The sequence below is a fragment of the Synechococcus sp. CCY 0621 genome (genome assembly GCF_019038465.1).
Taxonomy (GTDB): Bacteria; Cyanobacteriota; Cyanobacteriia; order PCC-6307; family Cyanobiaceae; genus Cyanobium.
In genome coordinates this window covers 70377-88841 of record NZ_JAFKRH010000031.1, presented here as the reverse complement: position 1 = coordinate 88841, position 18465 = coordinate 70377, and the positions used below count along the sequence as shown (strand labels likewise).

Here is an 18465-nt window from a genome sequence, read left to right as displayed (position 1 = left end):
GCCGAACCTAGCTGGAGCAGGATGGGCGCCAGCCACGGACGGTTCATTGCGAGCCCTTGCCACCTGGAGCGGAGCCATCGCCGGCCTCCTGCTCATCCTTGTCGGCGGTCTGGTGCCGGCGGCCTTTCCCGTCCACGAGGCCGGTGGCTGGGGCGTGCGGCCCCTCGGCATCACCCTGCAGGTGCCGGCCCTGCTGCTGACCGCCCTGGTCTGCGGGCCCCGCAGTGCGACCCTGGCGGCCGTGGCCTATCTCAGCGTCGGTCTGTTCCAGCTACCGGTATTCCACGAAGGTGGAGGGATCGGCTACTTGCTGGATCCGGGTTTCGGCTACCTGGCCGGCTTCCTGCCGGCCGCCTGGATCACCGGCAAGCTGGCGCGCCAGCCGGGCATGGACGATCCGCTCACCCTCGCCGGGGCCGCCGCCATCGGCCTGGTGGTGCTGCATCTCTGCGGCCTCACCAACCTACTGCTGGGCAGCCTGGCCGGCCGCTGGGGGGGTGACACCCTCACCCTGGTGGTGGGCTACAGCCTGGCCCTGCTGCCCCAGCTGCTGCTGTGCTGTGCCGCCGGCGTTCTGGGCTGGTTGCTGCGCCGGCTGCTGCTGGTGCCCTCGTGATGGCCCGTCCGCTGCGTCGGCGGCTGGGGATCGTGCTGCTGGCGGCCCTTGCCCTGCTGCTGGATCAGGTGAGCAAGGCCTGGGCCCTCGACCACCTCGCCAGCGGCAGCATCCGGCCGCTGCTGCCTGGCCTGCTCCAGCTGCAGCGGGTCAGCAACACCGGGGCCGCCTTCAGCCTGTTCACCGGGGCGACGAACCAGCTGGGCCTGGTGAGCGCCCTGGTGAGCCTTGGTCTGCTGGTCTGGATCCTCTGGCGCCCTCCCGCCGGCCTCTGGAGCGGCCTGGCCCTGGGACTGCTGCTCGGAGGCGCCCTGGGCAACGGCATCGACCGCTGGCGCTACGGCGCGGTGGTGGATTTTCTGGAGTTCGTCCCGATCCATTTCCCGATCTTCAACCTCGCCGACGTGGCCATCAACCTGGCCGTGGCGTGCTTCCTCATCGATCTGCTGCGACCCCATGCCGACCGCCATCCTTGAGGGGCTGGAGCGGCGGCTGCGGCCCCGCTCCCCCGCCGCCGGTCCCCAACTCCGGGTGCTCAGGCCCGGCCTGCCGGAGCAGAGCCATCCGCTGCACGGCAGCCTCTACCGGATCGGCCGCGCCACCGACAACAGCATCGTCATCGACCACACGGCCGTGAGCCGCCACCATGCCCTGCTGGAAAACCACGGCGGCCACTGGTTACTGAGCGATGCCGGCTCCACCAACGGGCTCTGGTGGCAGGGCCGGCGGGTGCGGGAGCTGGTGCTGCGCCAGGGGGATCAGGTGCGTTTCGGGCCCGCTGATCAGGAGGACCTGCCGACGCTGCTGTTCGGACCTGAGGGGGGGCTGCGCCGGTCCTGGAAGGGGCGCTGGGGGGCGCGGGCCGCGGTCGCCGTGGCCGGCGCCGGCAGCCTGCTGCTGGCCCTGTCCCTGCTGCAGGTGCCCACCAGCGGCAGCCTGGCGACGGTGCGGGGACCGCTGCTCCTGTACGACCGCAACAACCGCCCGGTGGCGTCGGTGGCCGATCGCAAACGCCGCGAACTCCCCGACCTGGGCGCCTATCCCGCCGTGTTGATCGATGCGCTGCTCGCCAGTGAGGACAACCGCTTCTGGTGGCATCCTGGCGTGGACCCGATCGGCACCGCCCGCGCCCTGCTCACCAACCTGCTCGGCGGCCGGGTGCTGGAAGGCGGCAGCACCCTGACCCAGCAGATGGCCCGCAGCCTCTACCCGGAGCAGGTGGGCCAGGGCGAGACGCTGGGGCGCAAGTGGCGCGAGCTGCTGGTGGCCCTGCAGCTGGAGGCGCGCTTCAGCAAGCAGGAGTTGCTGCTGAGCTACCTCAACCGGGTCTATCTCGGCGCGGTCTGGGGCTTCGAGGATGCCTCCCGGCGCTTCTTCGGCCGGCCGGCAGCGGCCCTGAAGCTCGAGGAGGCCGCCCTGCTGGTGGGCCTGCTGCCCTCCCCGAACGGCTACGACCCCTGCATCGATCCCTCGGCCGCCCTGGCCTCCCGCAACCAGGTGCTCGACAAGATGGCCGCCTCCAACCGGATCAGCGCCGATCAGGCCCGGCGGGCCCGGCGCCAACCGATCCGGCTGGCGCCGGATGCCTGCCGATCAGCCCAGCAGCGCGGGGCCCCCTTCTACACCGACCAGGTGCGCCGCGACCTGGAGAACCTGGTGGGCAAGGAGGTGGCCGCCGAAGGCAACTTCCTGATCGACACCCACCTGGATCCGCTGCTGCAGGAGCGGGTGGAACTGGTGCTGCGGCAGCGCATCGATGCCAGCCGCTCCCTGGGGGTGAGCCAGGGGGCGGTGGTGGTGATCGACAGCCGCACGGGGGGAATCCGCGCCATCGCCGGCGGCCGGGACTACCTGCAGAGCCAGTTCAACCGGGCCTCGATGGCCCTGCGCCAACCCGGCAGCACCTTCAAGCTCGTCCCCTACGTGGTGGCCCTGGAGCGGGGCGCCCGGCCCGGAGACCGGATCGGCTGTGGACCGCTGGACTGGGGCGGCCAGCATTTCAGCAGCGGCTGTGGCGGCAGCCTCAGCCTGCGCCAGGCCCTGGCGATCAGCAGCAACACCGCCGCCCTGCGCCTGGCCCGAAAAGATGGCCTCGACGCCGTCGTCAGCAAGGGCCGGGATCTGGGCTTCACCAGTCCCCTGGCCCCGGTGCCGGGCCTGGCCCTCGGCCAGAGCGAAGTGACCCTGCTGGAGCTCACGGCCGCCTATGCCACCGTCGCCGCCGATGGGCTCTGGCGGACACCCACCACGATCCGGCGGCTCACCGATGCCGAGGCCTGCGGCACCTCGGGCGGAGCCGATTGCCGAGCCTCCGCCGGCAGCTCCAGGACGGTGAGCAGTCCCGGCCGCCGGGTGATGAGCCCCGCCACCGCCAAGGCGATGCGAACGCTGCTCGAAGCGGTGGTCAGCGGCGGCACCGGCAGCGCCGCCTACGTGGGCGCCGGCAGCTGGGGAAAAACCGGCACCACCAACGACGGCCGGGACCTGCTGTTCGTGGGCTATGCACCCCGGCGTCAGTGGGTGATCGGCATCTGGCTGGGCAACGATGACAACAGCCCCACCGCCGCCAGCAGCGCCCTGGCGGCCTCACTGTTCGGGGAGATCGTGCGCTCCGCCCCACCGGGGTCATGAAGCTGCCCCAACGCCTCTGGATCTGGATCCTGCTGGGTCTGCTGGCGCTGGTGGTGCTGGGGATGGTGCTTCAGGCGGTCCAGCAACTGCAATGGACCCTGAGCACCTGGCTGCCCTACTGGATGGTGGGACCGCTGATGCTGGTCGTGCTGGTGGCGTTGCTGCTGGCCCTGGTGCAGCTCGGCTGGCCCTGGCTGCAGAGGCTGCGCCGCCCGGGCCCTTCGGTGGCAGGCAAGCGCATTCCTGCGGCGGTGCCCTCCAGCCGCCGGGAGGCGGCCCAGCGCAATCTGGGCGCCATCGACCGGACCCTGGAGCAGGTGCGCCACGCGGTGGAGCGCGAAGCCCTGCGCCAGGAACGGCAGCGCATGGAGGCGGAACTGGAACGGGGCGACCTGGTGATCGTTGTGTTCGGCACCGGCTCGGCCGGCAAGACCTCACTCATCCGCGCCCTGCTGCAGGAGCTGGTGGGTGAGGTGGGCGCCCCGATGGGTTCAACCACCGCCGCCACCCGCTACCGGCTGCGGCTGCGGGATCTGCCCCGCGCGGTGATCCTGGAAGACACCCCGGGGATCCTCGAAGCGGGCCGCCAGGGCCGGGAGCGGGAGCGGCTGGCCAGGGGGCTGGCCGCCAGGGCCGATCTGTTGCTGCTGGTGCTGGATGGCGACCTGCGCGCCAGTGAGATGGAGGTGTTCGAGGCTTTGGCCGGGCTGGGCAAGCGGCTGCTGCTGGTGCTCAACAAGTGCGACCTGCGCGGCGAAGAGGAGGAGCGGCGCCTGCTGGCGCTGCTGCGGCAACGCTGCGCCGGCCGACTCGCCCCCGAGGATGTGATCCCCGCCAGCGCCGCTCCCCAGAGTGTGCCGATGCCCGGTGGCCGACCCCTGCAGCCGGCCCCGGAGGTGGAGGCCCTGCTGCGCCGTGTCGCCAGCGTTCTGCATGCCGATGGGGAGGAGCTGATCGCCGACAACCTGCTGCTGCAGTGCCGCCGCCTCAACCAGGCCAGCCAGGACCTGCTGGACCGGCAACGGAACAGCGACGCCAGCTCGATCGTCGATCGCTACATGTGGATCGGCGCAGGGGTGGTGATGGTGACCCCGCTGCCGGGCGTCGACCTGCTCGCCACCGCCGCGGTGAATGCCCAGATGGTGGTGGAGATCGGCCGTGTCTACGGCGTCAGCCTCAGCCGCGACATCGCCCAGGATCTGGCCCTCTCGGTGGGCCGGACCCTGGCCGGGCTGGGGCTGGTCAAGGGGGGCGTGGGTCTGCTCACTTCGGCCCTCAGCCTCAATCTCCCCGCCCTGGTGGTCAGCCGGGCGATTCAGGCGGTCAGCGCGGCCTGGCTGACCCGGGTGGCGGGGCGCAGCTTCATCACCTACTTCAGCCAGAACCAGGACTGGGGCGATGGGGGGCTGCAGGAGGTGCTGCAACGCGAATACGACCTCAACAAACGGGAGGGGATGCTGCGCAGCTTCCTGGAAACAGCCCTCAACAGGGTGGTGGAACCTCTGCAGCAACGCCAGAGACGGCGGCTACCGCCCCGACCAGGGCCTCGGGGGGGGGCGGCTGAAGGGGACCGCGGGAATCCAGCACCGTGATCAGCACCAGGTAGGCCACCCCGATCAGGATCGAGATGGCACCGGTGAAGATCGCCACCCACCTGCCGCGGGGATCCTTCAGCGGGGGCTTCGGCGGGATCGGATCCGGCATCGGTTCAGCCACTGGTTCAGCCATGGTTGGGCTCCGCCAGGCTTTGCTGCACCACCAGGCTGAGCCGGTCCAGATGGTACGGGAGCGTGTGCGGGTTGCCCAGCACCGCCTTGAGATGGTGATGGCCCCGGTAGACGGGCCGCGAGAGCATCAGCTGTTCAGCCAGCAGGGCCGCCCGGGTGGCGGCACTCCAGCGCTCCGCCTGCACCCCTTCACAGCCCTCGGGCCGGAACGCGAGCAGGTGCAGGGGGCCGCTGCAGAGGCTGAGGCCCCCGATGGCCCGCAGCCGCTGCTCCAGTTGCGTGCGGCGCTGGACGGCCGCGTCGATGAGGGCGGCCACGCCGTCGAGGCCGAGCTGGCGCAGACCCAGCCAGAGCTTGAGGATCTCCCCGGGCCTGGTGCCCTGCAGCCCCGCCTCCCCCTGGTGGCCGCCGCCCCAGCTGGGTTCCATGTAGGGCAGGCCGGTGGCAAAGGCCCGCTGCAGGTGGCGCGGATCCGCCAGCAGCAGCAGCGAGGAGGTCTTGGTGATGCCAAGCAGCTTCTGGGGGTTGACCGTGATCGAATCGGCCAGCCCCAGGCCCGTCAGCGCGGGACGGAAGCGTTCGCTGAAGGCGAAGATCGCGCCGATCGCGCCATCCACGTGCAGCCAATGGCCGTAGCGCCGGCACAGGGCCGCGATCGGCTCCAGGGGATCCAAGGCGCCGCGCACGGTCGTGCCGGCGGTGGCCACCACGGCGATCACCGGCGTACCAGCCCGATCGAGCTGCGCCAGCCGTTCCTCAAGGGCCTGGGGTTCGAGCGTGCCGGCAGCCGTCACGGGGAGCTGCACCAGGGCTTCGGGCGGCAGACCCATCACGGCGGTGGCCTTGACAAGCGAGACATGGGCCTCCTCGCTGCACAGCACCACCGCCTCGCCCCGGCAGGCCAGGCCACGCTGATGGCGGGCGGTGACCAGGGCCATCAGGTTGCTGAGGCTGCCGCCGCTGGCGGCCACGCCCCCGGCACCGTCAGGAAGCCCAAGCCGCCCGGCCATCCAGGCGCACAGGGCCCGCTCCAGACGGCTGAGGCTGGGGGAGAGCTCCTCGGCCAGCAGGTTGTTGTTCAGGCCGGCGCAGATCAGATCGGCCACGATCGAGGCCGACAGGGGCGGCGGATCGAGGTGGGCCAGGGCGCCGGGATGGTTGGGGTTGTAGGCCCCTTCCATCACCAGTTGCAGATCGGCCAGCAGCCGGTCGCTTCCCAGTCCCGCCAGCTCCGGTTCCACCGCCGGCAGCACACTCAGCCCGGGAAGGGGGGTGCCGTGGCCGGCCTGGCCAAGCCAGCGGCAAAGGAGTCCGGACGCCTGCTGCAGGACCTCTTCCAGGGCCGGGTCCGGCTGAAAGGGATCGGCAAAGGCGCCGAAGTCCTGAGGGGACGGCGATGGCCGGTGGGCGGGGGGGACGCTGGCCAACGGCGACTGTGGGGGCTTCGGCATTCTGCCGCCTGCCCTGGCGGAGGGATGGCTAGAAAAACAGGATGGTGAGTGACGCCGTCAGCCTGCTGTGGATGGACCGGCTCCTGCGCCTATCCGAGGCGGCCGGGGCCCGGGGGGAGATCCCCGTCGCCGCCGCCTTACTGGATGAGGCCGGCCGCTGCGTCGGCTGGGGCAGCAATCGTCGCCACCGACAGGCAGATCCCCTTGGGCATGCCGAACTGCTGGCCCTGCGCCAGGCTGCGGCTGCGAGGGGCGACTGGCGCTTCAACAGCTGCACCCTGCTGGTGACCCTTGAGCCCTGTCCGATGTGCGCCGGCGCCCTGATCCAGGCGCGGGTGGGCCGTGTGATCTACGCCGCAGGCGACCCCAAGCGTGGTGCCCTCGGCGGCAGCCTCGACCTCTCCAGCCACCCCAGCGCCCACCACCACATGGCGGTCAGCGGTGGGGTGAGGGGCGCGCGGGCCGGTCAGCAGCTGGAGCAGTGGTTCCGGCAGCGACGCCTGGCCCGTCAGGCGATGGCGGCGGGCACGGCGGCAGGGGACGACTGAAAGGCGGACAGTTCGCTGGCGAAGAGGTCGAGCAGGCGATCGACGTTCTCCGGGGTGCTGTTGTAGCCCATCAGGCCGATGCGCCACACCTTGCCGGCCAGATCCCCGAGCCCGCCGCCCACCTCGATGCCGAAGCGATCGAGCAGATGGCGGCTGAAGGCCTTGCCGTCGACCCCCTCTGGGATGCGGACGGTGGTGAGGGTGGGCAGGCGCAGGGGCTCGCTGACATGCAGTTCAAGGCCCAGCCGCTCCAGACCGGCCCAGAGGCGCTCGGCATTGCTGCGGTGGCGCGCCCAGGCGGCCTCCAGGCCCTCTTCGGCCAGAAGCCGCAGGGCTTCGCGCATGCCGAAGTTCATGTTCACCGGTGCGGTGTGGTGGTACACCCGGTCGCTGCCCCAGTACTTGTTGAGCAGGGAGACATCGAGGTACCAGTTGGGCACCTTGCCGGAGCGGCCGGCCAGCTTGGCCTCGGCCCGCGGTCCCATCGTGAAGGGACCCAGGCCGGGAGGGCAGCTGAGCCCCTTCTGGCTGCAGCTGTAGGCCAGATCCACCTGCCAGGCATCGATGTGCAGCGGCACCGCCCCAAGCGAGGTGACGGTGTCGAGCAGCAGCAGGCAGTCGTGCTGCCGGCAGAGCTCCCCGATGCCCTCCATCGGCTGGCACACCCCGGTGGAGGTCTCGGCGTGGACCATGGCCAGGATGGCGGGCCGGTGGGCGATCAGGGCCGCCTCAATCTCGGCCAGATCGAAGGCTTCGCCCCAGGGCCGTTCGATGGTGGCCACCTCGGCCCGGTAGCGGCCGGCCATGTCGACCAGGCGCTGGCCGAAGTAGCCCATCACCGCCACCAGCACCTTGTCGCCGGGTTCGATGGTGTTGGCCAGCGTCGCCTCCATGGCGGCGCTGCCGGTGCCGCTCATCGGGATGGTGAGCCGGTTGTCGGTCTGCCAGGCGTAGCGGAGCAGCTCCTGCACCTCACCCATCAGCTCGATGTAGAGGGGATCGAGGTGCCCGATCGGCATCCGTGCCAGGGCCTGCAGCACCGTGGGGTGGGCGTTGGAGGGGCCAGGGCCCAGCAGCAGCCGCTCCGGGGTGGCGATGGGATCCAGAGCGAGCCTGTGGGTGCTGCTGACGGTGGGAGGCACTGGGAGAAGAGGCAAGACCTGGCGGAGCGGCAGAAGTGATCTGAGACTAGGGAACAGCCGCTCAGCGGGCGCGGACGTTGCTGGAGGAAAGGCCGCGGCAGAGATGCTCGAAGGGGGCCCGAACCAGTCCGGTGTCCACCAGGCCGGCATCGGCCAGCATCTCGGCGATCACCTCACCGAGCAGGGCGATGCTGCGGACGGTGGGACCGGTGGGAACACCCAGGCTCTTGTAGGTGTCATCGAGGCCGTTGAGAACGCGCTCGTCGAGGATGGTGAAATCGTCCGCCACCAGGGCATAGCTGGCGTAGCGCAGGAAGTAATCCATGTCGCGCAGGCAGGCCGACAGGCGCCTGGTGGTGTAGGCGTTGCCACCGGGGAGGAGCAGCTCGGGGTCCTCAAGCCAGAGGCGCTGGGCTGCCTCGCGCACGATGACGGCCGCTTCCCGGTTGATCAGTTCGACGGCGGCGAGTCGCAACTCGGCCTGGCCGTAGTAGGCATCGATCCGATCGATCGCGGAACGATCGAAGTAGCGGCCCAGCTGGTCGTAACGACCAATCAGACCGGTGATGGCATCTCGCATGGACGAAACGGATCGACGCACCTGCAGCGGAAGGTAGCACTCGCAATCCGCCAGATTCCTGTGCTGCGGCTGGTTCTGGGGAATCTGACAGAAACGGTTACGCGGCCACCGGCCAGCCGGGGGGGCACCATCGTGGCGGCAGCCTTCCCATCCACCTCCACCATGGCCACCTCCGCCCAGGACGTCCTGCGCCGCCTCGGGGAGGACGGCATCGAGCGCATCGACCTCAAGGTGAGTGACCTGCAGGGCCGCTGGCATTCGTTCGGGCTGGAGGCCGACCAGCTCGGCGAGGGGGCCTTTCAGCGGGGCCTTTGCCTCGACAAGTTTTCCTTCGACAGCGATTCCTTCGACAGCCGTGCCAGCGGTCTGGTCCTGCATCCGGACCCCGCCACCGCCTGGATCGACCCCTTTCTCTCCCCCCGAAGCCTCAGCCTGATCGCCACGGTCGAGGCACCGGCGGGGTCCGGGCCGAACGTCCGCCACTGCCCCCGCTCCCTGGCCGGCCGCGCCCTGGCCCTGCTGGCCGGCAGCGGCCTGGCCGATGCAGCCCGCTTCGGAGTGACGCAGGACTTTTTCCTGTTCAACCAGCTGATCTGGCACTGCAGTGACCAGGGTTGTGGCTACCAGATCGCCAACGGCACTGAGCCACCGGAGGCGCTTGGCAACGAACTGGTGCTTACCCTGACGGCCCTGGGCCTGCCGGCCCGCCTGCGTCAGCCGTCTCCGCCGGCCCCCCTGCTTGGGCTGAGCCTGGGGAGCGACGACCTGCTGCGGGCCGCCGATGCCCTGATGGTCAGCCGCTATGTGCTGCGCCACGTGGCCCGGCGCCACGGCTGGAGCGCCACCATGCTGCCGAAGCCCACGCTGGATCCGATCAGCGCCGGCCTGGCGGTGCACCAGAGCCTCTGGAGGGCCGGCCAGCCCCTGTTCTGCGGTGCAGGCACCTATGGCGACCTGTCCCAGACCGCCCGTTGGTACCTGGGGGGGCTGCTGCACCATGGCCCCTCCCTGGCCGCCTTCACCAATCCAGGTACCAACAGCTACCGGCGGCTGCGGAGCGGCCCCGCGGCCCCGACCCGCCTGACCTACGCCAGGAACGACCCCTCGACGGTGGTCGCGGTTGCCGACAGCGGCAGCGACCCCGACAAGCGGCGGCTGGTGCTGCGCCAGGCGGATGGGCTGGCCAATCCCTATCTGGCCCTGGCGGCGATGCTGATGGCAGGGCTCGATGGCGTGCGCCGCCAGAGCGATCCCGGATCCCCCAGCGATCTGGAGCCCGCCGCCGGTTCTGTCCCGCCAGCTGGCGCCAGCCTGCCCACCGACCTGGGCGGATCCCTGGCGGCCCTCGCCGGCGACCATGACTACCTGCTGGCCGGTGGTGTCTTCAGCCAGGAGCTGATCGAGGACTGGATCGCCCTCAAACGCCTGGAGCTGGAGGAACTGGAGCGCCGGCCCCATCCCCTTGAGTTCGCCAGTGACCCCATCGGCTGACTCAGGGACGCAGCAGCCAGGCCAGCAGCAGCCCAAGCCCCCCCCAGCGCAGGGCCGACCAGAAACGTTCGCCATGACGGCTGCTCGGCAGCAGGCCGTCGGGGAGGGGATCCAGCAGCCTCTGGGCCAGCTCCAGCTTCTGCCGCCGCCGCCGCAGCGTCACGCCAGTGGGGGCAACGGCCCCCGGGCGGCCGGCGATGCTCAGCACCGCGGCCAGATGGTGCAGGAGTCCGGGTGGTGGTGAGCGGCGGGGGCGCTGGAGGCGGCTCATGGTGGCGCGATCGACAGGGCGAGGCCTGGAACGACAGGATGGGGCCACCGTGGTCCGATCGTCCAGTGGAAGCCACCAGCTCTCCAGCCGAAACGGCGTCTCCTTCCGATGCTGTGATCCCGTCGCACCGGTCGTGGCCGCCGGAGACCCTGCCCCTGGCCGAACGCCTGCATCGCCAGCTCAGCATCGGTGATCGGGACTGGCATGCCCTCAAGCACCAGCGCTCCCGGCGCGCGGCCGAACAGGTGGCAGCAGCCCTGGTTCAGCTTCTGGCCGCCGATGAACCGGCCGCCCGTGCGGACAGCGAAGGTCGGCGCAGCGCCATCGCCCTGCTGGAGAACGCCTTGGCCTGGCTGCGGGCCGAGATCAGCGATCCGGGCTGCCCGGCCCACGGTCGCTGACCACCGCACGCCGAGCCGCCAGCTGCAGCCGGTTGCCCCGGCCGCTCCAACGCACGTCATCAAAACAGTGATGAATGAGGAACAGGCCCCGGCCTGAGGGAGCATCCTGCTGGCAGGGCAGGGAACTGTGGCGGGCATGGGGTGGAAGCCCGGGGCCTTCGTCCTGCACCTGCCAGATCACCCAGCGGGGGGTGACGATGCGGCGGACCCTCAGGCACTTGCCGGGATCGCAGCCGTTGCCGTGACGCACGGCATTGACAAGGGCCTCCTGCAGACCGAGCTGCAGCTCCGCCTGGCGGAGCGCGCAGCCAATGGGTTCAAGCAGCAACTCCACCAGCGGGGCCAGCTGCAGGGTGGAGGGGGTGATGTAATCGGCCCAGCGGAGCTGCATGCAGCAGGAAGTCCAGTTCGCCTCTCCGGAACCTAACGCGCACCCCCGGCCGGCGCCTCCCCCAGGCGGGCCCGTATGGCGGGATGTTGCAGAACCGCGTCCATCAACCGCACGCCCCGCAGCTGGTTGATCAGGGGCATGTGGCCCTCCGGGGCCTCCAGCGACCACTGGAAGGAGCCCGGGTAGCGGGTCCAGGTGCCGTTGCTCTTCCAGCCGAGCCGGGGCCAGAGCCGATCCCACTGTCCCTGACACACCTGCAGCAGGCGGGCCTGGACCGAGAAGCCGAAACGCCCCTGGGAGTAGCAGCACCAGAGACGGTCGAGGCTGGTGAGGTCGGTGGCTGGCATCACCGCAACCTCGCTGTAATAGACATAGCCGCGCCGCACGGCTGCCTCTCCGGCCAGCTGGCGCAGGTGCTCGCTGGTGAGGCGATCGGCCGCTTCGAAGTCCTGCCGCATCAGGCGCTGCTGCAGCGGCGTGTAGTCAAGGCCGGCGGCGCTGGCGACGGCGAGCCAGCCCTCGGGGTGTCGGGCCCGCCAGGCCTCCTGCCGGCCTGTGTCCCCGCGGGCCAGCAGCAGCTGGATCAGATGGCCCGCTGCCCAGTCATCACCGGTGGCATCGAGCCGGTCGAGCCGGTCCGGGATCCGCTCGAGCAGGTCGGAGCCGGCCTGCTCGAGCGGGCCCAGCAGGCTGCGGCGCTGACGCGCGGAGCCTGCCAGGAAACGCTCCAGCAGCTGATCGGCATCAACGGTGCTGGAAACCGGAGGACCGGAAAGCATGGGAAAACGACCAGCCGAGAAGGCAGCATGGTGGGTCCCACTATGTCAGGGCCGATGGGCACTGGCTCCAGGGGCGTGGAGGGCGGGTTCGGGCTCTGCCTAAAGTCCCCTTTTCAGCGAGTGCCATGGCCGCCGCCATTCAGTTCTTCCGCGGGGTGGACGAGACGGTCGTGCCCGACATCCGCTTGACCCGATCCCGGGATGGCCGCACCGGCCAGGCCACCTTCGTGTTCGAGGAACCCGAGGCCCTGGCCCCCCAGGCGGTGGGCGACATCACCGGCATGTTCATGCTCGATGAGGAAGGCGAGATGGTGACCCGGGAGGTGAAGGCCCGCTTCGTCAACGGCAAGGCCAGCGCCCTGGAAGCCACCTACACCTGGAAGAGCACCGCCGATTTCGAGCGCTTCATGCGCTTCGCGCAGCGCTATGCCGACGGCCATGGTCTGGGATTTGCCGGCCAGGGTGACGAACCGGCCGAGGAGGGCCAGGAGGAGGTTTGAAGTTCGGGCAGTGGCTGGGCCTGATCGCCCTGCTGGCAGCGCTGGTTCTGCTGTGGAGCCTGCGTGACGCCCTGATCCTGCTGTTCGCCGCCGTGGTGCTTGCCATGGCCCTGTGCACCCTGGTGGGCGCCATTCGCGAACGCCTCGGTGTGGCCAGACCCATCGCCCTGCTGCTGGCCCTGCTGCTGGTGACGTTGGTGGTGCTGCTGGTGGCCACGGTCGTGATCCCCCCCTTCATCGCCGAGTTCCGCGAACTGGTGCAGCAGGTGCCGCGGGCCTGGGCGGAGCTCTGGAAGCTGGTGCGCAACGCCCTCGAGGGGGCGTCCCAGATGGTCTACGGCCGCAGGGACGGCAGCCTGGACTGGCTCAAATCCACTCTCTCGATTCCCGCCAGCCTGCCCCCTGACCTGCTGGGCCGGCTCGGCGGTGGGGCGATCGGCCTGGTGGGCGTGGCCGGCAACCTCGGTGCCGGCCTGCTCCAGACCCTGTTCGTGGTGGCCGTCTCCCTGATGGTCGCGGCCCAACCCACCGGCTACCGGGAGGCCCTGCTGCTGCTGGCGCCGTCCTTCTACCGAAGGCGCCTGCGCCAGGTGCTGGTGTCCTGCGGCACCGCCCTGAGCAGCTGGATGGTGGGGGTGCTGATCAGCTCCGTCTGCGTGGGCCTGCTGGCCGCCATCGGCCTGTCCGTGCTGGGGGTCAAGCTGGTGGCGGCCAATGCCCTGCTGGCCGGCCTGCTCAACATCATCCCCAACGTGGGACCGACGCTCAGCACGATCTTCCCGATGTCGGTGGCGCTCCTGGATGCCCCCTGGAAGGCCGTGGCCGTCCTGCTGGTTTACGTGGTCATCCAGAACCTCGAGAGCTATGTCATCACCCCTTCGGTGATGCACCATCAGCTGCAGCTGCTGCCGGGCCTGACCCTCACCGCCCAGCTCCTCTTCACCCTGCTGTTCGGCCCCCTCGGCCTGCTGCTGGCCCTGCCACTGGCGGTTTGTCTGCAGGTGCTGCTGCGGGATGTGCTGATCCATGACATCCTCGATCCCTGGAAGCGGGAGCGCCGGCAGACATGAAGGCACGCACCCTGCTCGGGGCCCTGGCCCTGGTGGCGCTGTTCCTGCTGCTCTGGGAACTTCGCTGGGTGCTGCTGATCCTCTTCGGCGCCGTGGTGCTGGCGGTGGCGCTGGATGTGCCCACCACCCTGCTGCGGCGGCTCACCCGCCTCAACCGGGGGGCTGCCCTGTCGCTGGTGCTGCTGGTGCTGCTGGTGATCGGCTGGCTGCTGGGCCATCTGCTGCTGCCGGAGCTGATCGACCAGATCCGCCAGTTCAGCCAGCTGGTGCCCGAGCTGGTCCAGCGACTCGGTGACATGGCGCCCAAGACCCCCCTGTTGCGCGACCTGGAGCGGCAGCTGGACGATGGAACCCTCTGGGACCGGCTTCAGCCCCTGGGCAGCCAACTGCTCGGCGTGGCGGGTGGTGCCGCCAACAGCACCATCCAGCTGCTGCTGATGCTGTTGCTGGCGATCCTGATGGCACTCGATCCGGTCAGCCACCAACGGCTGGTGATCGCCGCCACACCCCGCTTCTACCGGCGGCGCATGGAGCAGTTGCTGGGCGAATGCCGCGAGGCCCTCGGTGGCTGGCTGGCGGGGATGACGATCTCAGGCACCGTGGTGTTCATCACCACCTGGGCGGGGCTGGCCCTGCTGCAAGTGCCCCTGGCGTTGCTGAGTGGCCTGGTCTGCGGCCTTCTCACCTTTGTGCCCACCATCGGACCCACGACCGCCACCCTGCTTCCACTGGCTGTGGCCCTGCTGATCTCTCCGGCGAAGGTGGTCCAGGTGCTCGTGCTGCGGCTGCTGCTGCAGAACGGCGAAGCCTTCCTGCTGACTCCCCTGCTGCTGAGCCGCACCGTCAACCTGTTGCCCACCGTCGCCCTGATGGCCCAGTTGAGTCTGGGGGCTCTGCTCGGATTGCCCGGGCTTCTACTGGCCCTGCCCCTGGTGGTGGTGCTGCAGGTGGCCTGCGAAGAGGTGCTGGTGCGGGACGTGATGGACCGCTGGGACCTGACCTGAACAGAACTAGCCATCCGGTCCCGATCGGCTCAGCCGCGGGAGCGGCGGTAGTGGTGCCAGAGCGACGGCTGGGCCACCAGCACCGCCACGGCCAGCAGATGGGAGCGGACGGCGGCGCTGAGGGACGCCAGGGTGAAGTGGTCCCAGAGCAGGATCAACTCCACCCGCAGATCGATCAGGGCCAGCACCAGCAGCACCAGCGGCAACATGGACCAGCCACGCCGGCCCCCTTCGACACGTTCCGGGCCCCTCATCGCTTGGAGAGGACGGGCAGAAGGGTGGGAGCCACACCGATGCTCGACCAGCTGCCGACGGCGATACCCACGGTGAGCGCCACCGCGAACCAGAACAGGGTGCTGCCGCCGAAGAAGATCAGGGCCACCAGGGGCAACAGGGTGGTGAAGGAGGTGTAAAGCGAGCGGGTGAGGGTGGCATCCACGGCCACGTCCACCTGATCCACCAGCGACAGATCACCCAGGGTGCGGCGTTGTTCACGGATCCGGTCGTACACCACCACGGTGTCGTTGACCGAATAGCCGGCGATCGTGATCAGGGAAACGGCAAACAGGGAATCCACTTCGATGCCCTGCAGCAGGCCCAGCCAGGCGAACAGTCCGCAGGTGATCAGGACGTCATGGGCCAGACACAGCAGGGCCAGGACAGCGAAAATGCCGCTGTAGCTGAAGGAGATGTACACCGAAATCCCGACGAAGCTGACCAGCAGGGAAATGAGGCTGCCCCGCAGCAGGCGCGAGCCGAGGGTGGGGCCGATCGTGTTCACCGACGTGCCGCTCTTGAGCAGTGGGCCAAACTTGCTGGCCAGGTCATCGACCAAGGCCGAGCTCTGCTCAGCCTCGAGGGCCGGCAGCCGCAGCAGCAGGGACCGGCCGCTATCCAGCACCTGAACGGAGGCACTGCCCAGGTTGGGTGCGCGATCGCCCTCTGAGGAGGGCAGGTTGAGGCCACTCAGACCCTGGCGAATCTCTGCGGCGGTGATCGCCGTGCAGGGGGCACAATCGCGCTCCACCTGCACCTGGGTGCCGCCGGTGAAATCCAGGCCGGGCCGCAGGGGTGCGTGGATGGCCGGGTTCAGCCAGCAGAGTGCCAGACCCAGCAGGCTCAGGCCGCAGGCCAGGGCCGATCCCAGCCAGGCCAGGCGCCGGTGGCGGCTGATGCGGAAACGGGGGGTAGGGGCGGGGGTCATGGCAGTCATTCAGGCCAGACCCGCCTGGGCCGCACCGGACTTGGCGGGGGGCAGCTGGCGGGCCGGCAGGAAGTAGGTGGGGCGCCGCAGGGCGGGATAGCTCATCAACAGGCGCAGCAGGGTTCGGGTGCAGGTGAGGGCGGTGAACAGGCTCAGCAGCAGACCGATCGCCAGGGTGACGGCGAAACCCTTGACCAGGCCGGTGCCCAGGAAGAAGAGGGCGGCGCAGCTGATCAGGCCGGTGGCGTGGCCGTCGAAGATCGAGGAAAAGGCCAGGGAAAATCCCATGTCGATCGAACGGATCAGGGTGTTGCCGCCGCGGAGTTCCTCCTTGATGCGCTCGAAGATCAGCACGTTCGCATCCACGGCGATCCCCACCGAGAGGATGAAGCCGGCAATGCCGGGCAGGGTGAGGGTGACAGGGATCAGGGCGTAGATCGCCAGGTTGAACAGGGCATAGAGGCTCAGGGCCACCACCGCGACGATCCCTGGCAGGCGGTACACAACCGCCATGAACACCGCCACCAGCACCAGGCCCGAGAGGCCCGCCACCAGGCTGGAGCGGATGTTCTCGGCTCCCAGCGATGGGCCGACCGTGCGCACCTCGACGATCTTCACCGGCAGGGGCAGGGAGCCACCACGCAGCTGGACCTCCAGGTCTCGGGCCTCTTCGGCACTGAAATTGCCCGTGATCGAAGCGGAACCACCGGTGATGCCGGCCACCTTGAACTGCTCGCCGACACTGGCCTCGCTGATCGAGCGGCCATCGAGGACGATGCCCAGAACCCGGCCGGTGCCGGCGATCGACTGGGTCAGGGAGGCGAACTTCTCGCCCCCTTCCCGGTTGAAGCCGAGGGTCACCTCCCAGCCGGTACCGGTGGCCTGCTGCTGGCGACCGGCGCTGGTGAGATCCTTGCCGGTGATCAGCGGCGGCCCGTAGAGGCCGAGGATGCGGCGGTTGGTCTCCCGCAGCAATAGCTCGATCTGGTCAACCTCCGTGCTGCCGGCGGGAACCTGGATGCCGAGGGAGCTGAGCGCCTTGGAGAGATCCTGGGGCGAAAGGGACGGTGTTTCCGGCGGGGGGGGTGACGTGGGGTCATCGCTGGGGGAGGGGGGGCGCTTGGCCCGCAGCACCGACTCGGCCTGGCGCTTGAGGGCCAGCAGACCCCGCATCTCCTCCTCGGTGCCGGGCTTCTGGGCGCGGAACTCCAGCAGGGCGGTGCTGCCCAGAACCCGGGCCGCCTGGCTGGGATCCTGCTCGCCGGGGAGCTGCAGCACCAGCTGGTCGCTGCCCACGGCCTGGAGGGTGGATTCGGCCACGCCCAGGCCGTTGATGCGCCGTTCCAGCACGTCCTTGACGGCCTCCAGCTGCTCGGTGTCCACCCGGGTGATGGCGCCGGCGGGCATCACCTGGAGGGTCAGCTGGCTGCCGCCACGCAGATCGAGACCGAGCTGCAGTCCGTAGTTGGCCAGCAGGGCGCCGGAGGCGATGGTGAGGGCGAGGATGAGGGCGAACCAGCCCTGTTGGCGTCCCATCTCAGCGACGGCCCGCTTTCAGATCGAGCGCCGCGGCGACGATCTGGTGCGGCTGGATGATCGTGAGGTTCTCCAGATTGCCGTTGTAGGGGGTGGGGATGTCCTGGGACGAGAGACGCAGGGGCCGGGCGTCGAGGTCGTCAAAGCAGTGCTCGGTGATCAGGGCGATCAGTTCGGCACCGATGCCGCCCGTCTTCATGCACTCTTCCACCACCACCACTTTGTGGGTCTTGCGGATGGAGCGGGCGATGGTCTCCATGTCGAAGGGCTTGAGGCTGATCAGGTCGATCAGCTCCACATCCACGCCCTCCTGCTCCAGCTGCTCCACCGCCTTGAGGCAGTGGTGGCGCATGCGCGAGTAGGTGAGCATGGTGACGTCCTTGCCTTCACGGACGACCTCGGCCTGGTCGAGGGCGCAGATGTAGTCGCCTTCAGGGATGTCTTCGCTGAGGTTGTAAAGCAGGACGTGCTCGAAGAAGAGCACGGGATTGTTGTCGCGGATGGCGGCCTTCATCAGGCCCTTGGCGTTGGTGGGGGTGCTGACCGCCACGATCTTGATGCCTGGAACGGCGTGGAAGTAGGCCTCGAGGCGCTGGCTGTGCTCGGCACCGAGCTGACGACCGACGCCGCCGGGACCGCGCACCACGGCCGGGATGGTGTAGTTGCCGCCGCTGGTGTAGCGCAGCATCCCCATGTTGTTGGAGATCTGGTTGAAGGCGAGCAGCAGGAAGCCCATGTTCATGCCTTCCACGATCGGCCGCAGGCCGGTCATGGCGGCACCGACGGCCATGCCGGTGAAGCTGTTCTCGGCGATGGGGGTGTCCAGCACCCGCAGTTCGCCGTACTTCTCACAGAGGTCCTTGGTGACCTTGTAGGAGCCGCCGTAATGGCCCACGTCCTCGCCCATGACACAGACATGGGGGTCGCGCGCCATCTCCTCGTCGATGGCTTCGCGCAGGGCGTTGAACAGGAGAGTTTCAGCCACGGAGCGGGGGCCTTTGCGCGGCTAACCTATCTCAGCCGCCGGCGGCGAAGGTGCTGAGCAGCAGGACCGACAGGAGCATGCCCGGCAGCAGCAGAACCACCAGCAGACCCAGGTCGTGGGGAGTCATCAGGGGGAAGG

General features: G+C 69.5%; 20 protein-coding genes. 10 read left to right on the top strand and 10 right to left on the bottom strand.

Annotated features, from left to right (window positions below):
• Positions 1–46: 46 nt before the first annotated feature.
• Genes KUG43_RS09720 through KUG43_RS09705 form a run of 4 tightly spaced genes read left to right on the top strand, consistent with a single transcriptional unit; the run spans position 47 to position 4839 of the window.
• Complete coding sequence (locus KUG43_RS09720) at positions 47–616, top strand: biotin transporter BioY (protein ID WP_216908527.1); 570 nt, start codon at positions 47–49, stop codon at positions 614–616.
• Positions 616–1092 carry a signal peptidase II gene (gene lspA / locus KUG43_RS09715; RefSeq protein WP_216908525.1) on the top strand — a complete coding sequence of 159 codons (477 nt, stop codon included), beginning with the start codon at positions 616–618 and terminating at the stop codon, positions 1090–1092. Before KUG43_RS09720 ends, lspA begins: the two co-directional genes overlap by 1 nt.
• Entirely contained in the window at positions 1073–3247 is a 2175-nt protein-coding gene (locus KUG43_RS09710) for a transglycosylase domain-containing protein (protein WP_216908523.1), read from the top strand. The genes lspA and KUG43_RS09710 overlap by 20 nt, the downstream gene beginning before the upstream one ends.
• Positions 3244–4839 (top strand): YcjF family protein, encoded by a 1596-nt coding sequence (locus tag KUG43_RS09705; RefSeq protein ID WP_216908521.1) that lies wholly within the window; start codon positions 3244–3246, stop codon positions 4837–4839. Before KUG43_RS09710 ends, KUG43_RS09705 begins: the two co-directional genes overlap by 4 nt.
• 128 nt (positions 4840–4967) lie before the next feature.
• Here the strand turns inward: KUG43_RS09705 and KUG43_RS09700 are convergent, their stop codons facing one another.
• Positions 4968–6425, bottom strand: a complete 1458-nt coding sequence (locus KUG43_RS09700; RefSeq protein ID WP_216908519.1) for an aminotransferase class V-fold PLP-dependent enzyme — start codon at positions 6423–6425, stop codon at positions 4968–4970.
• Positions 6426–6466: 41 nt separating this feature from the next.
• On the opposite strand from KUG43_RS09700, the gene KUG43_RS09695 reads away from it, so the two are divergent.
• On the top strand, positions 6467–6973 hold the full coding sequence (locus KUG43_RS09695) for a nucleoside deaminase (protein WP_216908517.1): 507 nt from the start codon (positions 6467–6469) through the stop codon (positions 6971–6973).
• Here KUG43_RS09695 and KUG43_RS09690 read toward each other — a convergent pair.
• Both KUG43_RS09690 and KUG43_RS09685 read right to left on the bottom strand, forming a co-directional pair.
• Positions 6934–8115 (bottom strand): pyridoxal-phosphate-dependent aminotransferase family protein, encoded by a 1182-nt coding sequence (locus KUG43_RS09690; protein ID WP_353617992.1) that lies wholly within the window; start codon positions 8113–8115, stop codon positions 6934–6936. The genes KUG43_RS09695 and KUG43_RS09690 overlap by 40 nt on opposite strands.
• A 61-nt stretch (positions 8116–8176) precedes the next feature.
• Positions 8177–8695: an allophycocyanin subunit beta gene (locus tag KUG43_RS09685; protein ID WP_216908513.1), complete on the bottom strand. Its 519-nt coding sequence runs from the start codon at positions 8693–8695 to the stop codon at positions 8177–8179.
• Positions 8696–8857: 162 nt separating this feature from the next.
• Between KUG43_RS09685 and KUG43_RS09680 the strand changes: the two genes are divergently transcribed.
• Positions 8858–10186 carry a glutamine synthetase beta-grasp domain-containing protein gene (locus tag KUG43_RS09680; RefSeq protein ID WP_216908511.1) on the top strand — a complete coding sequence of 443 codons (1329 nt, stop codon included), beginning with the start codon at positions 8858–8860 and terminating at the stop codon, positions 10184–10186.
• 1 nt (position 10187) lies between these two features.
• On the opposite strand, the gene KUG43_RS09675 is transcribed toward KUG43_RS09680, so the two are convergent.
• The gene (locus KUG43_RS09675) at positions 10188–10457 is read right to left on the bottom strand and encodes a hypothetical protein (protein WP_216908509.1); all 270 of its coding nucleotides are present in this window, start codon (positions 10455–10457) and stop codon (positions 10188–10190) included.
• A 113-nt stretch (positions 10458–10570) separates the two neighbouring features.
• On the opposite strand from KUG43_RS09675, the gene KUG43_RS09670 reads away from it, so the two are divergent.
• Complete coding sequence (locus tag KUG43_RS09670; protein ID WP_353617991.1) at positions 10571–10858, top strand: DUF6439 family protein; 288 nt, start codon at positions 10571–10573, stop codon at positions 10856–10858.
• Here the strand turns inward: KUG43_RS09670 and KUG43_RS09665 are convergent.
• Positions 10824–11249: an ATP-binding protein gene (locus KUG43_RS09665; protein ID WP_216908507.1), complete on the bottom strand. Its 426-nt coding sequence runs from the start codon at positions 11247–11249 to the stop codon at positions 10824–10826. The two genes, KUG43_RS09670 and KUG43_RS09665, sit on opposite strands and share 35 nt — an antisense overlap.
• A 32-nt stretch (positions 11250–11281) precedes the next feature.
• Entirely contained in the window at positions 11282–12028 is a 747-nt protein-coding gene (locus KUG43_RS09660) for a GUN4 domain-containing protein (RefSeq protein WP_216908505.1), read from the bottom strand.
• Positions 12029–12153: 125 nt separating this feature from the next.
• Between KUG43_RS09660 and psb28 the strand changes: the two genes are divergently transcribed.
• From psb28 to KUG43_RS09645, 3 genes are read left to right on the top strand one after another with little or no spacing between them, the layout of a single operon-like run.
• On the top strand, positions 12154–12528 hold the full coding sequence (psb28, locus tag KUG43_RS09655; RefSeq protein ID WP_216908503.1) for a photosystem II reaction center protein Psb28: 375 nt from the start codon (positions 12154–12156) through the stop codon (positions 12526–12528).
• Positions 12525–13598 carry an AI-2E family transporter gene (locus KUG43_RS09650; protein ID WP_216908501.1) on the top strand — a complete coding sequence of 358 codons (1074 nt, stop codon included), beginning with the start codon at positions 12525–12527 and terminating at the stop codon, positions 13596–13598. Before psb28 ends, KUG43_RS09650 begins: the two co-directional genes overlap by 4 nt.
• On the top strand, positions 13595–14602 hold the full coding sequence (locus KUG43_RS09645) for an AI-2E family transporter (RefSeq protein WP_216908499.1): 1008 nt from the start codon (positions 13595–13597) through the stop codon (positions 14600–14602). The genes KUG43_RS09650 and KUG43_RS09645 overlap by 4 nt, the downstream gene beginning before the upstream one ends.
• 29 nt (positions 14603–14631) lie before the next feature.
• Here the strand turns inward: KUG43_RS09645 and KUG43_RS09640 are convergent, their stop codons facing one another.
• From KUG43_RS09640 to KUG43_RS09625, 4 genes are read right to left on the bottom strand one after another with little or no spacing between them, the layout of a single operon-like run.
• Entirely contained in the window at positions 14632–14856 is a 225-nt protein-coding gene (locus KUG43_RS09640; RefSeq protein ID WP_216908497.1) for a hypothetical protein, read from the bottom strand.
• On the bottom strand, positions 14853–15806 hold the full coding sequence (secF, locus tag KUG43_RS09635; RefSeq protein ID WP_216908495.1) for a protein translocase subunit SecF: 954 nt from the start codon (positions 15804–15806) through the stop codon (positions 14853–14855). Before secF ends, KUG43_RS09640 begins: the two co-directional genes overlap by 4 nt.
• 9 nt (positions 15807–15815) lie before the next feature.
• On the bottom strand, positions 15816–17342 hold the full coding sequence (gene secD / locus KUG43_RS09630; protein ID WP_216908493.1) for a protein translocase subunit SecD: 1527 nt from the start codon (positions 17340–17342) through the stop codon (positions 15816–15818).
• A 1-nt stretch (position 17343) separates the two neighbouring features.
• Positions 17344–18327 carry a pyruvate dehydrogenase complex E1 component subunit beta gene (locus KUG43_RS09625; protein ID WP_216908491.1) on the bottom strand — a complete coding sequence of 328 codons (984 nt, stop codon included), beginning with the start codon at positions 18325–18327 and terminating at the stop codon, positions 17344–17346.
• Positions 18328–18465 lie beyond the last annotated feature (138 nt).